The organism is Bergeyella porcorum (assembly GCF_042427575.1).
Taxonomy (GTDB): domain Bacteria; phylum Bacteroidota; class Bacteroidia; order Flavobacteriales; family Weeksellaceae; genus Bergeyella; species Bergeyella porcorum.
In genome coordinates this window covers 17,163-31,557 of the sequence record NZ_JBHMFD010000005.1, presented here as the reverse complement: position 1 = coordinate 31,557, position 14,395 = coordinate 17,163, and the positions used below count along the sequence as shown (strand labels likewise).

Here is a 14,395-nt window from a genome sequence, read left to right as displayed (position 1 = left end):
TCTACCAAAAGAACGGTTTCTTTTCCTTTCCAATTTCAAGGTGCCAACAATCTGTTCTGGCGAATAATCTTTTGATAACAAATCTATTACCTCTCTTTGAACTTCTTCTGCAAATCCAATTCTCTTAGATTTCCCTTTTTTATTTGCTCTCTAAAAAGTTACCTTTGTGAGTTGAATGTGCCCTTAAATATATAACGATACAAAAATGAGATAAATACATTTAATTTTCATTAGAAAAATTTCTTTACTCCCCATCACTACCTCTCTCAAAAATTCCCTGCTTGCTCTAGGACTTCTTTATACACTTCCTCTTGGGTAATGGGCGGATATTTGTACTGGTGCAGCTTTACAATAATTTCCATTTTTAGTTGGGCTTTCAAATCTTCTCTATCTCTCCAAGAAGGATATTTGGTTGTATTTTCCACTATTTGCTTAATTTCTTTCGCGAGTTCCCACATTTTATTTTGCTCAAATTCAAAGCCGTGTTTTTTCTGCACAAACTCCAAAATATCATAAAAGGCTTTTAATTGACAATCAACTCCTTGTTCAGGATTTAGTTCCTGACGAAGTTTGATTATTAAATCTAACATTTGCTCGGCAGTATCCGTTTGAATAGCTTCATAATCCAAAATATCGGCCTCGTTGCGTTCGTTATATTGATTTACAATTCCTTGCAATCTTTCAGAAAATTCCACGCCCTTTATTTTATTAACCTCTTTAAGTTTCCCAATATTTTCTTTTAGCAATCGCTCCAAAATTTTGACTTTCACATTGGGCAGTTCCAACACACTAATTTTTTCAATAAATTTATCATTAAAAAGGTCAATGGCATTGGCTTTATGGTCATCTATTTTGAAAATTTCTTCCACACCCTGCGAAATAATCGCCTCTTCTACCATTTTGAGAACTTTAGCATTCATCTGCTCAGTATCTGGTGCTTCGCCTTTGGTGAGTTTGGCAATGATGGATTTCACAGCAAAATAAAAATGAATTTCATCTACTTCTTCTTCGGAAAAAAGCCCCGAACCGCTGACCAAATTATACGCCGATTTGAGTTTTTTCGTAAGGTCAAAAAATAATTTTTCGCTTTCCTGCGTTTTCAAAACATAGTCCGATGCTTTTTGCAAACACGCCAATCGCTCATTGGGATTTCCGTTGAAATAAGGTTGGGTATCAAAATGATGAAAAAGCTGGCGGAGGAGTTCCATTTGGTCGCGAATAACAATTTCCACTTGGCTTAAATCTTTGAAATCCTCGGGGTCATTTTGATTGTTAAACTGTCCCAATGCTTCGTTTAATCGTTTTTTAATACCGATATAATCTACCACCAAGCCATTTTGTTTGCCTTCAAATTTACGATTCACCCTTGAAATAGTTTGTATCAAGTTGTGCGTTTTCAGAGGTTTATCTATGTAAATGGTATCCAAAAACGGCACATAAAAGCCCGTGAGCCACATATCTACCACGATGGCAATTTTGAAGTTGGAGTTCTCTTCTTTGAATTGGCGGTCTAATTCTTTTCGGCTTTCCTTATCGCCCAATAACTCGTACAACTCTTTTTCATCATCTTTATTGCGAGTCATCACCATTTTAAGACGTTCAATGGGTTTTATTTTCTTTTTTTCTTCTTTGGAAAGGTTATCAGCAATCTTAATTTCTCCCCATTCTGGGCGAATATTCAAGATTTCTTTATACAATTTGTAGGCAATTTCACGCGAAGCACACACAAACATTGCTTTTTGAGCTACGGTGGCTTTTTCCTCTATTCGTTTTTCATAATGAGTTACAAAATCTTTGGCAATGGCTTTAATGCGGTCTTTGCCACCCAAAATAATTTCCATTTTCGTGGTCGCCTTTTTGCTAGCTTCTACCTGATATTCAGACGCCCCTTCGGCTACTGCACTTCCGTAATATTCCTCTATTTCTTGTACCTTTTGGTTGTCTAAATTCACTCTGGCAGCTCTTCCTTCATACACTAAACGCACGGTAATTTCATCATTGACAGATTCAAACATTGTGTAAGAATCTACTACATCGCCAAAAACTTCCAAAGTTTTGTCAATGGGCGTACCTGTGAAGCCTACAAAAGTAGCGTTAGGCAAAGAATCGTGCAGATATTTGGCAAATCCGTAAGATTTTTTTACCGTATTGTCTTGGTGATTTACTTTTACTTTCAAGTCCAAATTAACCTGCGAGCGGTGGGCTTCATCGGAAATACAAATAATATTGTCTCTTTCCGAAAGCAATTCGGTATCTTCGGAAAACTTTTGAATCGTGGTCAAAAATACGCCTCCACTTTCCCTACCACGGAGTTTTTCTCGCAAATCTTCCCGCGATGCAATTTGGATAATATGCTCATCGCCAATGAATTTCTTGGCATTCATAAAATCTTTGGAAAGCTGATCGTCCAAATCATTCCTATCGGAAATAATAACAATAGTAGGAGCCGAAAAATCGGTAGAACGCATCAGAAGGCGTGTAAGGTAAAGCATCGTAAAGCTCTTTCCGCAGCCTGTTGCCCCAAAATATGTCTCACCCTTTCCGTCGCCGTGTGGTTTCTTATGAGTTAAAATATTCTGATACAATTTATTAGCGGCGTAATATTGCGGATAACGGTACAGAATTTTAGTTTCTTTTTTAGAATTGTCAGGAAAAAGTACAAAATGATGAATAATATCTACCAATCTTTGAAGATTGAGCATTCCTTGTATAAGCGAATGAAAGCCCTCTATCCCTTGTAAAGCTTTTTTCTCTTCACCTGTGATTTTATTCCAGCCGTAGAAAAATTCATAAGGTGAAAAAAGTGTTCCTGCCTTGCTATTCATCCCATCAGAAATGATGCAAAACACATTGTATTTCAAAAGTTCTGGAATATCTCGGCGGTAGCGAATGGTGAGTTGCTTAAAAGCATCGTGAATGGTAACTTCTTCATTGATAAGTGTTTTCAGCTCTGCAACTACCACAGGAATTCCGTTGATGTACAAAATAAGGTCGGGAATACGCTTTTCAGAGCCTTGAATTTCTAACTGATTGACCGCCTTGAAGGTGTTGTTTTTCCAATTTTTCACATCTATATAACAGATATACAGGTCTTTATGAGCAGGATTGTTTCTTTTAAAAATAAAACCTTCGGACAATAATCTGCCGATATTTCTGTTAGATTCATACAAATTAGAAGCCGACTGATAGGCAATTTGGTTGATAATGGTTTCCACCTCTATCGCCTCCAAATCAGGGTATTGGCTTAAAAGAAATTTTTGCAAATCCTCGCGGAGCAAAACTTCTTTTTCGCTACTTCGCACCACATTTTTACCGTTTTCATAGGTGTAGCCCTGCTCGGTAAGGAGCTGAATAAAAGCCTGTTCTAATTGGGATTCGGTGAATTTCATTTTTATTTAGAATTATTTATAAAATACTATTTTTTAAGATTGCCATAATGGTTGTTTTTCCCAATCTAATAAATTACCATTACCATCGGAAGGAATACCTAAATATTGAATAGGTACATTGGTGTATTTTTCAAATAAAAGGCGTAATTTCTCTGTAAAACTATTGTTAGGATTTACCCGAATCAAAAAATATTTCAATACACAAAGGAAATAAAATACTCTTTTGTTATTGTCAAATTCTTTACTAATTCAAGCTCCCTTAGGTTTTACTAATTGTATAGGCTCTACGGCTAAATCTTTGTTCCACAACCTGCTATGATGTGCACAAATGTTTCGTACATAAGTAAGAGTGTGAAGCCAAGAGGTAAAAACAGTAGGATGCAAATCAAAAAAACTCGCAATTCGTTTTTTATCTTCTTTGTGTTTCAATCCGCGATAAAGATGAGACAATTCTCCAATAGTCAAAAGTTCAAAACACATCCACGAAGGCGGATTTTTGGGCATATCGTAGTTCTCTGTATAATGTTTGATAAACACTTCGGGGCGTTGGGCTGTTTTAGCTTTGGAAATAACCGCTTGAAAATCAGAAAATGGGTCTATTTTTGTCCCAACTTTATTATAAAATGGAGGAATAAATAAATTTTGATTGTCTTGCCAATGGCTGTCATTATAATGTATTGCCATTTGATAAATAAACTGCGTGCGGATAGCCACCTCTATGCGTTCTATACAATCAAAAACAAGCAGTCGTAATTCTCTATCAAAGGAATATAGATTGACAATTTGCCTAAAATCTACTTTTTCATTGAACTTATCTTTTTCTTTCTGAAACGGCAAAAAATATGCACTGAGCCTAAAATAACTTATTTGGCTCAATTTTTCCAAAGCATAATGCTCCTCTGAAACCAAAAGACCTCTATCCTTTAGCGTTTTTAACTGATTGTCAAAAGTTAGCGGTGACTTATCAAATTTTTTCATTGCCTTAAAAAGAAAAGACCTCCCAAGTGTGCTACCTAAAAGGTAAGCCTGAGAGGTGTATTATTATTCAGTGAAAAAACTATCAATACAAGAAAATCCACAATAGGATATTGCAGTGCAGATGTACGACATTTTATTACATCTTGAATCATTTTAACCCATTTATTTTTTTTTACCAATTTACATTTTACTATTTTCATAGGTATAGCCCTGCTCGGTAAGAAGCTGAATAAAAGCCTGTTCTAATTGGGATTCGGTGATTTTTTTCATAGGTTTTCGCTCGTTTTATTTATTTTCTTTATTGATTTTAATTATTTAATGTTTGTAAAATACATTCTAAAAAAAATCAAAATCGTTTTATAATAATTGATTACTAAAACAACAAAAATAGGCAAAATTAGTGTTAGCCATAATAATATTTGAATATATTGAAGCCTTGTATTTTGCTTATCTCTTTCACTATCAACTTTACAAAAAGATTTATTCAACTCCTCTTGATTATCTTTATGAGTATTTTTATAGTATTCTATATTTTCCTCTATAAATTTCAAGGCTGATTTCTGATTGTTAATAAATATCTGAATAAATAGACAAAATATTATCAAACCTAATATAATTAGATAGTTTTTTAAATCATTAACACTATCATAATTTAATGTAGAGAAGGCAAAAATTAAAGCAGTAGGTATAGCGACTAATTTTGTTTGAGAATCATTAACAATCCCCTGTAATTTTTGATAATATTCCAATGCTTTTGTATCGAGTTCCATTTTCAATTTGTTATACGAAAAATTTCTTAAATAAAAATTGTAACTTGCCGAAGCTCTATGTATAAAATCATCAAATTTTTGAATGAAATATGAAAATCTATCTTTTTCATCTATCAAAACTAAAAAATCTATCATCTCATTGATATAAATATTTTTTCTATCAGGTGTAATATCTTCATTTAAAATATCAATAAAATTCTTTAATGATTTTAATTTTATATCATCAATAGTCTCCAAATCTTTTATAAAATACTGCAAATATAAAGGTAAAGACTTATCCTCTTGAATTATTAAAAGTTGTAATATTTCAATCTCCTTGTGTAACCATTTAGAACTTTTTTCTAATCCTCTAATTAATTCTACAATAGTTGAATATTGTTCGTTAAATAAACTATCATTACTTAAAAAATTGTTTATTTGATGAATATAAACATTATTTGTTGGAATATTATAATAATTCCATTGTAAAAAAGATTCTTTTGTAAGATAAAATCCTTTTGGTCTTAAACTTGAAATTAAAAATTCCAAAACAATTGTATCATTTTCCTTATAATCATCTATAACAGAATTTGCAATTAAATTGTTATCATATAAAGAATTTAAAAAGTTTATATCATTAATTAAATATTTACAAAGTAATAAATCATCTTCTATTGTTACAGATGATTTATTTTTTGTTATTATTTCAACAATTTTATTGAGCATTGAATTCTACTATCTGTTGTTTCAGTGAATTTGGAACATTTTTAATTGTTATTCTATTTTTCTTTTCATCGTAATGAACCGTTTGATCAGCAAGTAATTTTGTAGCAAATTCTAGTTTTAAATCATCATCTTTATAAGTAATCATTCTTGATAATCTTAATCTTGATTTATCTCCACTGATAACAGCACTCACTTTACGCCCATCTTCTGTGGCAAAATCTTGAAATTTTTCTGGATTATCAATATCCATTATTTTAGAAATTTCTGAAAGTAAAATTTCTTTTTTCTGACTCATTCTGTCAAGACAATATGATACTACTTCATCTTTTTGTTTCACTTTTCTATTTCTATCCCAATTTTCTTGTTCCGCATAGTCATCTATCGCCTCTAACAATCTTTTAGTTGATTCTGTATTAGTATTTTTATTATCAACATCAATAAATTGCATAAAGTAATAACTAATATCTTTAAGTCCTTTCACAAAAGATAAGTATGTAATTCTATCCGTCGGATTATTATTTTCTATATCTTTCCAATCTGTCAAATTAATTAAACAAGCAACATCAACCTTATTTAAATCTAAATTTCGTACATTATCGAGAGTTAAAGAATCATTTACAACAAATCCTTCTTTATTATTTATCATCAGAACCAATAGCAAATCTTTATTTGATTTTGTATACTCACATAAAATCATATATCCCCCTGTCGCTTGTACTGTTTGCTCCAAGATTCTTTTATAATGATCCATTACTTTTGTTGAAAAATTATAAAAATCATATTGATACTCGATATAGTTATTTAATAAATTTTTAAATTCAGGATATTCTCCTGAAAAAATCCCATAAATAGGGTTTGATTTTTTATTATACGATATGTCAAGATTTCCTAAAAATAATTTTTCTCTTTCTCCAATATTCAAAACTTGAATAGCAGACTTAGCATTAACATCTCTTCTTCCAGCATCTTTTAAAAGCTGATGAATTATAATATTTTTAATTATAAGATTTTCTCCTATCTTTTGAACCTTTTTTTCCTTATTCATATTTTCTTTTATTTCACAAATTCACACCCTCCCCCATTTTTACCAATAACAGCGATTGTAGTTTTTTTAGGGTTTGGGATTGTTTTTCGATAATTATAATTTGCTCATCTAAATATTTTATTTTTTCATTAAATAAAACACTATTTTCTTTGTTGAAAACAACTTTAAGTTCAAATAATTCATCTTTGTTTATTGAACTAAATATTGTACCTGTTCCTTCGGATAAATCAAAATGGGATTTAAAATCTTTCATCAAATAAAATAAATACGACATTTCTTTTGATGAAATAGACGCAATTCCACGACCTATACTACAATCATTATCGGCTATATTTACATCTCCCACAGGTGCTCTTACTGACATTAAAACATCTCCCTTTTTCGCATTCTTTTTAGACAACTTTGTGAAAACTCTTATCTCTGGAATTCTAAAACCAAAATCCGTTCTTCCTTGATAAAATATTTTCCCTTCTCCTATTTCATTATAATTATCACTTTCAGGCGATTGTCCCATTATTATCTCCGCTATCTCCCCCAAACTTTTCACCTCCCAACCTTTGGGTATTTCTTTTTGGAGTTCTTCGTGGTAGACCATTTCTCCGCCGGAAGAAAAGTAAGGTTTTCCGTTTTCATTAGGAAACTCAAAATCTACAAACCAATGTTTGTACAAGGCTTGGGCAGTGGCTTCTAATTTCTCACAGAGGGCTTCATTGGTTTTTATCTTTGCCGCTATGCTTTGGTATTGGGCTACTATTTCTCGCTGTTTTTCTATGCTGGGAATGGGCAATAGTACATCGCACATATCTTCCCAATCAAATGTTTCTCGAACACTTCCAATAGAATAAAAACGAGCATATCGGTCAAACTCTGGGCGTGAAAACCACATCATCAAATATTCAGGTAATAATTTATTTTCATCAACTATTCTGAATGTTGTATAAGCCTGAGAAATTAACGCATTTTCAAAATCTTTCAATAAAGCAATACCTATTTTATCACCCCTTCTTGAAGTATCAGGAATATAAGTAAAATCATTTTTAAATATGACTTTATACTTACTCATATCTGTTCCTATTGTGTTGGCAATAGACGGAATAATTTTTTTTGTACAGACACTCCTAAAAGTGGAAAATCTAACAAATCTTTATTCCTCTCATCTATCAATTGAATAAAATCCCCCAATCTTTTATAACTCATAACCTAAGGATTTAAATACATTTTCTACTTCGGTTTTTAGTTTTTGCTCTTGGGCAAACAAATCTTTTAGCTCGGCTTGTAGGGTTTTCATTTGCTCATCAAAATCTACGGCTTCGTCTCTGTTGATAAATTCTATATACTTGCTCGGCACAAGGGAATAATCTTTTTGGCGGATTTCTTCCAATGAAACACTTTGGCAATATTCGGCTACATTTTCATAGACCCCATTTTTGGATTGCCACGCGTGGAAAGTTCCTGTAATTTTGGCAATATCTTCTTCGGAAAACTGAATGTATTTCTTTTCAAAAGGTTCGCCCATTTGGCGTAAATCCATAAAAAGTACCTCGCCCGCGCGGTTGCGGTAGTGTTTAGTGCCATCATTTACCTCGGCAGTTCGCTCGGTCTTGTTTCTGTTTAAAATCCAAAGCGTTACCGAAATATCGGTAGAATAAAACATATTACGCGGCAGCACCACTATGGCTTCTACCAAATCATTTTCTATGATTTGTTTGCGGATTTTGTATTCTTCGCCACCGCCCGACAAAGCTCCGTTTGCCAAAATAAACCCTGCCACGCCGTTTTGCGAGAGTTTGGAAATCATATTGAGAATCCACGCATAGTTGGCGTTAGATTTTGGGGGAACTTCGTATCCTGCCCAGCGAGGGTCGGTGGTGAGTTCGTTTTCGGCTCTCCAATCTTTCAGGTTAAAAGGCGGATTTGCCATAATGTAGTCGGCTTTGAGGTCTTTGTGTTGGTCTTGTGCAAAAGTATCCGCAGCTTGGCTTCCTAAATTGGCAGAAATCCCACGAATTGCCAAATTCATTTTCGCCAGTTTAAAAGTAGTATTGGTCAGCTCCTGCCCATAGATGGAAATGTCTCTTTTGTTACCTTGGTGCTTTTCCACAAATTTGAGCGACTGCACAAACATACCGCCCGACCCACACGAAGGGTCGTAAATCTTGCCACGATACGGCTCTATCATTTCGGCAATGAGATTTACGATGCTTTTCGGGGTGTAAAACTCGCCTTTTCCCTTTCCTTCGGCTATGGCAAACTTACTTAGGAAATACTCATACACTCGCCCTACGATGTCTTGGGATTCATCTTTGAGTGTATCGATATTGTTAATGGTATTGAGCAAAGCCGAAAACTTGGAATTATCCAGCCCCAAACGCGAAAAATAATTGTCGGGCAAGGCACCTTCCAGAGATTTGTTGATGCTCTCGATGGTTTTCAGGGCGGTATCTACTTTTAGGGTAATATCGGGCTGGGTGGCGTTTTGGATAATGTATTCCCAGCGAGATTCTTCGGGCAGATAAAACACATTGTCGGCTTGATAAAATTCGGGAATATCTATAAAAGGTTCTTTCCCATCGGCTATGAGGAAATTTCTTCTCTTGATGAATTTATCACTGGCAAATTTTAGGAATATCAAACTCAATACAATATGTTTGTACTCCGAAGGCTCTACCGAACCTCTTAATTTATTTGCTGCCTCCCAAAGACTTTCTTCGGTGCTTTTGGTTTGTGCTTTTTTTGCCATTTTTATTTATTCTTTATTTTTAATAAAACTTCTTTTCCGTTCTCTGTTAAGTAATATTTTTGTTTGCTACTGGTGGGTTTGTCAGGAATTGTTAGAGCTACCAAACCTTGTTTAATAGCGGGTTGAAGATACATTTTCCTAAAATTTTCTCTATCCGATAAACCTAACTTTTCCTGCAATTCTTCTCTAAAATGACTTCCTTCAAAAACCTGCAATAGCTTTTCAACTTGCGGGGTAACTTGCGGGGTAACTTGCGGGGCGACTTGCTCGGTAACTTGCTCGGTAACTTGGTCGGTAAATAGAATCTCTTCCTCTGCTGGTAAAATAATTTGCAAGAAATTTTCAGAGAATTTGAAATACTCTCTTGAATAATTTTGCAAGATTCTCGGCACGCCAGAGCCCAATTGTTCCACCAATTCCAAATCTTTGTAAATCCGCATCAATTCCTTATTTCTCGGTACAGAAAAACCTTCAAAAAACTCGTCTTGTGAAAATCCTTCGGGAAGTCCGCCATAGGAAGTAATGACCAATCTGTCCCTGAAAACCTCAAATTTTGGAGCAATTTCTTTGGTGTAATCATTATGCACAAAAGCATTGATAACCGCCTCTCGTAAGGCAATCGAGTTCCAAAGTCTTTTTTCTTGCCTTTCTTTGGCTGTTATTTTTGTAATCGTTTTATTTTCAAGGTTTAATTTATCCAAAACTTGCTTGGTGGCTTTTATCAAAGATTCGTATCCGTATTCTTCATTTTCAATTAAATCTACTTGATTTACGCCTGAATACTTCGCCACTTTTACTGAAATATTATTGATGTCATTCAACAAATAAGCTGCATAATTATACTCGTTTTCTTCGGTAAGAAGTTTCAAGTTTTTGGCAAATTGTTCGTTGAGGAGTTTGTCTGTGGATTGGTAATAAATCTGCAACTGCTGAAAGCGTAAATCCTGTTTTGGAGATTTTATTTTTCCGATAGAATTTCGGGTTCGTTTACTGAAAAGTTGTTCAATTTGTCGCGTAGACATTGGCTCTGCGGAGCTCCCTACACGAATGAAAACGCCTTTTTCCGAAAGTCCATATTTCTTTACATAATAAGGTTTTTCATAGCCTCCTGCCACTATGATTTTCAAGATGTTTTTATCTTCTTTCTTTTCTAAAACAATATCAAAAAGCCCCATACAAGAGGGCAAAATATTATGTTTGAATCGGTCTTTTAGTAGAAGTTGTTCCTCATCAGGCTTTTCTACACCAACGATTTTTCCCGTTTTATCAATCCCAATATAGATAACACCACCCTCATTAGAATTAAGAAATGCCACGACTTCTTTTTCTAATTCAGGCGTAACTTTTTGCTTGTATTCTATTCGATTATTTTCGTGCATAGGGTAGGTATTTTATTGGAGAATAAGGCAAATATAATGAAATTTCACTTTGTTTCATAGCCCTCTTTGAAGCGTAGAAACTCACCTGCATCTTTTGGATATTTTTAATTCTTTTATTAACCAAATCTGCATTATACTGCAATTTTCCATAAGATTTTACGCGACTTTCTCCTAAATTAACACTGTGAATAGTGTTTTTCTTTATCAGTCTATAAATAGTCCCTTTTGAAACACCAAACAAAACAACAGCTTCACTTACCGAAATAAACTATCTTAATTGCAGAACTTCGATTTTATCGGTATATTTTTCTAAAACTTTTTTCTCTTTTCTGCAATTCTCATTCTTTCTTTTTTCTGTCTTTACCATTTTTATTTGCACACATACGAGAACAAAATCGAGTTATTATAATTTTCGATTCAAACAATGCTTTTTCATTATTATTTTTTTAGATTGTTATCATTTTCAGGGATAAATTTCAGGCTAATGGAATTCATACAATATCGCATTCCCGTAGGTGCTGGTTCATCGTTAAACACGTGCCCCAGATGCGCATCACAACGATTGCACAGCACTTCTATCCGCTCCATACCGTGAGAAGAATCTCGCCTATAGGACACGCCATTTTTATCCGCCTCGAAGAAACTTGGCCATCCGCAGGTGGAAGCAAATTTCTGTGTACTTTCAAAAAGATGATTGCCACACGCCGCACAGTAATAATGCCCTACCTCATCAAAATCGTTGTACTGCCCTGTAAATGGGCGTTCTGTACCTGCCTGACGAGCAATATGATACAACTCTGGCGAGAGCACCTTTGCCCATACCTCGTCAGAAAGCTGTACTTTAGTAGTATCCGTAGTAGAAAAATATGGATTATTTTTTGCTGATAGATGTTCCATAGTTGCGATATTTGTGGGATAATTGGTTTTTGTACAATTTTGCAAAACCAATACTATTAAAAATAAATAAAATAATTTCATCAACGCCAAATTTACAATTTTATAATCATAATGAGCAATTCTAAACAAAATCAACTCCGTAAACACAAGTGGTTTGCCACGGGACTTTTCTTGCTAATGGCAATTATCTTTATAGGGGCAAGCCTCCTCCAAAAGCAAAGTGATGCCAGCTGGATAGGCTATGTAAAGGCTTTTTCCGAAGCGGCTATGGTAGGTGCTTTGGCAGATTGGTTTGCTGTAACAGCGTTGTTCCATCATCCTCTAGGCTTGAAAATTCCCCATACCAATTTGATTCAAAAGAAGAAAAAAGATATCGGAGATAATCTGGGAAATTTCGTGGTAGAAAATTTTCTATCCCCTCAAAACATTCGTCCCAATATTCTAAAACTAAGAGTAGCACACTATGCTGGCGACTGGCTTTCTAAGCCTCTTAATCAAGAGTTTTTAACAAAAGAAATCTCTACCATTATTACCGATGTGGTTCAGAAATTGGATGATGACAGCGTGGTAAAATTTATCATTTCCAAAACAATTGAAATATCAGAAAGTATCAAAGTGAACGAGATGGTGAGCAATGGACTGAACTATATCCTTGAGCAAGGTGACCATCAGCCCCTCATCACTTCATTGGCTAACCAAGTGAAAAACTATGTTCAGCAAAACCAAACCCTTATCCGAGAGCGGGTAAAAAATGAAAGCCATAGCCTGATTCCTAAATTTGTAGATGATGCCATAGCGGATAAAATCACTAAGGGAATTTACAATTATTTTGATGAAGTAGAACATAATGCCCTGCATTCTATAAGAGATGAAATTTCCCAAAAACTCTATCTTTTTGCTTCGGAGCTCAAAACCAAAGCAGAGTGGAAATCCAAACTCAACACTCTAAAAACAAATCTCTTAAAAGAAGATAAACTTCAGCATTACTCCCAAGACATCTGGCACTCTATCAAATCATCCTTGATAAAAGAATTGAACGATGACACTTCACCCTTGAAAAACTATCTTCAAAAGAGTTTGGCAGACCTGTCCCATAATCTCCGTACAGATGAAGCCCTTCAGTATAAAATAGACCATTGGATAAAGGTAACTTCTTACAAATACATCTTGAAACATCGCCAAAGAGTAGCCATACTCATCAGCGAAACCGTGGAGCAATGGGAAGGAAAACAGCTTTCTGAAAAATTAGAATTGGAAGTTGGCAAAGATTTACAATACATCCGCATCAACGGAACCATCGTAGGTGGCTTGGTAGGACTCGCTATCTACAGTCTTGCCCAATGGTTGATTTAAAATAAAAACATCGGCACCTTACCGATGTTTTTCGTTTATGCAGTTTCCAATATTTTTTTGTTAATTTTTCTTATCAACTCTGGACCTTCATAAATAAAACCTGTGTAAAGCTGCACCAGACTAGCACCTGCATTCAGTTTCTCCATAGCATCTTCCGCTGTATGAATACCACCTACCCCAATGATAGGGAATGCCTTTCCGCTTTTCTCTGAGAGAAATCTAATCACCTCTGTAGAACGCTTGGTAAGCGGTTTCCCCGAAAGTCCACCAGATTCTTTTTGATTCTCGGATTTCAGATTCTCACGGGAAAGCGTGGTATTGGTAGCGATGACACCTGCAATCTGAGTTTCCTTCACGATATCTATAATATCCAGCAACTGCTCATCTGTTAAATCAGGAGCAATTTTCAATAGAATAGGTTTTGGCTTTGGCTTTTCCCGATTCAGTTTTTGCAATTCACCTAAAAGCTTCGTTAAAGGTTCTTTATCCTGAAGTGCTCGTAAATTGGGCGTATTAGGCGAAGAAACATTGACCACAAAATAATCTACATAATCAAAGAGTTTCTCAAAACAGATTTTGTAATCATTCACCGCTTCTTCATTGGGTGTTATTTTATTTTTCCCGATATTCCCTCCTATTAGCACCCCTTTATTTTTCTTCAATCGCTCTACTGCTACATCCACACCGCTATTATTAAACCCCATTCTATTGATAATCCCAGAATCTTCTATCAGACGAAACAGGCGTTTTTTTTCATTTCCAGGTTGAGCCTTCGGCGTGATGGTACCTATCTCCACAAAACCAAAACCTAAATCTGAAAACTGCTGGTATGCCACCGCATCTTTATCCAAGCCTGCAGCTAAGCCTACTGGATTTTTAAACTTCAACCCGAATACTTCTCTTTCCAAGCGAGGGTCTTCTATGGGTTTTCCTAAAAAAAAGGAAGCTAAGGAGCCGAAATTTTTCAGTAAAGAAAAAGTAAGATGATGTGCCTTCTCTGGATCTAATCTGAATAATAAAGGCCTGATAATAGTTTTGTACATAATGGTTTTGTTTTTATATAAAAAGAACTTGCTCAAATTTCGTTCTTCAAAACTAAAAAAATAAATTTAATTTTTCGGAAGATTTGAGCAAGTTCT

At 34.6% G+C, this 14,395-nt stretch carries 12 protein-coding genes; 1 reads left to right on the top strand and 11 read right to left on the bottom strand.

Annotated elements, in window-relative coordinates; translation table 11 throughout:
• Positions 1–266: 266 nt before the first annotated feature.
• The 10 genes from ACFFUE_RS03125 to msrB all read right to left on the bottom strand — a co-directional run bounded on the left by ACFFUE_RS03125 (position 267) and on the right by msrB (position 11,903).
• On the bottom strand, positions 267–3,389 hold the full coding sequence (locus ACFFUE_RS03125) for a type I restriction endonuclease subunit R (protein WP_376832764.1): 3,123 nt from the start codon (positions 3,387–3,389) through the stop codon (positions 267–269).
• A gap of 249 nt (positions 3,390–3,638) precedes the next feature.
• Positions 3,639–4,367 (bottom strand): Abi family protein, encoded by a 729-nt coding sequence (locus tag ACFFUE_RS03120; protein ID WP_376832763.1) that lies wholly within the window; start codon positions 4,365–4,367, stop codon positions 3,639–3,641.
• Between the two features lie 311 nt (positions 4,368–4,678).
• Positions 4,679–5,842 carry a hypothetical protein gene (locus ACFFUE_RS03115; RefSeq protein ID WP_376832762.1) on the bottom strand — a complete coding sequence of 388 codons (1,164 nt, stop codon included), beginning with the start codon at positions 5,840–5,842 and terminating at the stop codon, positions 4,679–4,681.
• Positions 5,832–6,887 carry a nucleoid-associated protein gene (locus ACFFUE_RS03110; RefSeq protein WP_376832761.1) on the bottom strand — a complete coding sequence of 352 codons (1,056 nt, stop codon included), beginning with the start codon at positions 6,885–6,887 and terminating at the stop codon, positions 5,832–5,834. Before ACFFUE_RS03110 ends, ACFFUE_RS03115 begins: the two co-directional genes overlap by 11 nt.
• Before the next feature lie 13 nt (positions 6,888–6,900).
• Positions 6,901–7,950: a restriction endonuclease subunit S gene (locus tag ACFFUE_RS03105; RefSeq protein WP_376832760.1), complete on the bottom strand. Its 1,050-nt coding sequence runs from the start codon at positions 7,948–7,950 to the stop codon at positions 6,901–6,903.
• An 8-nt stretch (positions 7,951–7,958) separates the two neighbouring features.
• Positions 7,959–8,084, bottom strand: coding sequence for a hypothetical protein (locus tag ACFFUE_RS03100; protein WP_376832759.1), 126 nt, complete (start codon positions 8,082–8,084; stop codon positions 7,959–7,961).
• Positions 8,074–9,627 (bottom strand): type I restriction-modification system subunit M, encoded by a 1,554-nt coding sequence (locus ACFFUE_RS03095; RefSeq protein ID WP_376832758.1) that lies wholly within the window; start codon positions 9,625–9,627, stop codon positions 8,074–8,076. Before ACFFUE_RS03095 ends, ACFFUE_RS03100 begins: the two co-directional genes overlap by 11 nt.
• Before the next feature lie 2 nt (positions 9,628–9,629).
• Positions 9,630–11,006: an RNA/DNA-binding domain-containing protein gene (locus tag ACFFUE_RS03090; RefSeq protein WP_376832757.1), complete on the bottom strand. Its 1,377-nt coding sequence runs from the start codon at positions 11,004–11,006 to the stop codon at positions 9,630–9,632.
• Positions 10,993–11,247, bottom strand: a complete 255-nt coding sequence (locus tag ACFFUE_RS03085) for a hypothetical protein (protein WP_376832756.1) — start codon at positions 11,245–11,247, stop codon at positions 10,993–10,995. Before ACFFUE_RS03085 ends, ACFFUE_RS03090 begins: the two co-directional genes overlap by 14 nt.
• A 197-nt stretch (positions 11,248–11,444) precedes the next feature.
• Positions 11,445–11,903 (bottom strand): peptide-methionine (R)-S-oxide reductase MsrB, encoded by a 459-nt coding sequence (gene msrB, locus ACFFUE_RS03080; RefSeq protein WP_376832755.1) that lies wholly within the window; start codon positions 11,901–11,903, stop codon positions 11,445–11,447.
• Positions 11,904–12,014: 111 nt separating this feature from the next.
• Here msrB and ACFFUE_RS03075 point away from each other — a divergent pair, with 111 nt between their 5' ends.
• Positions 12,015–13,256, top strand: coding sequence for a DUF445 domain-containing protein (locus ACFFUE_RS03075; RefSeq protein WP_376832754.1), 1,242 nt, complete (start codon positions 12,015–12,017; stop codon positions 13,254–13,256).
• A gap of 35 nt (positions 13,257–13,291) precedes the next feature.
• On the opposite strand, the gene ACFFUE_RS03070 is transcribed toward ACFFUE_RS03075, so the two are convergent.
• On the bottom strand, positions 13,292–14,299 hold the full coding sequence (locus ACFFUE_RS03070) for a quinone-dependent dihydroorotate dehydrogenase (protein WP_376832753.1): 1,008 nt from the start codon (positions 14,297–14,299) through the stop codon (positions 13,292–13,294).
• Positions 14,300–14,395 lie beyond the last annotated feature (96 nt).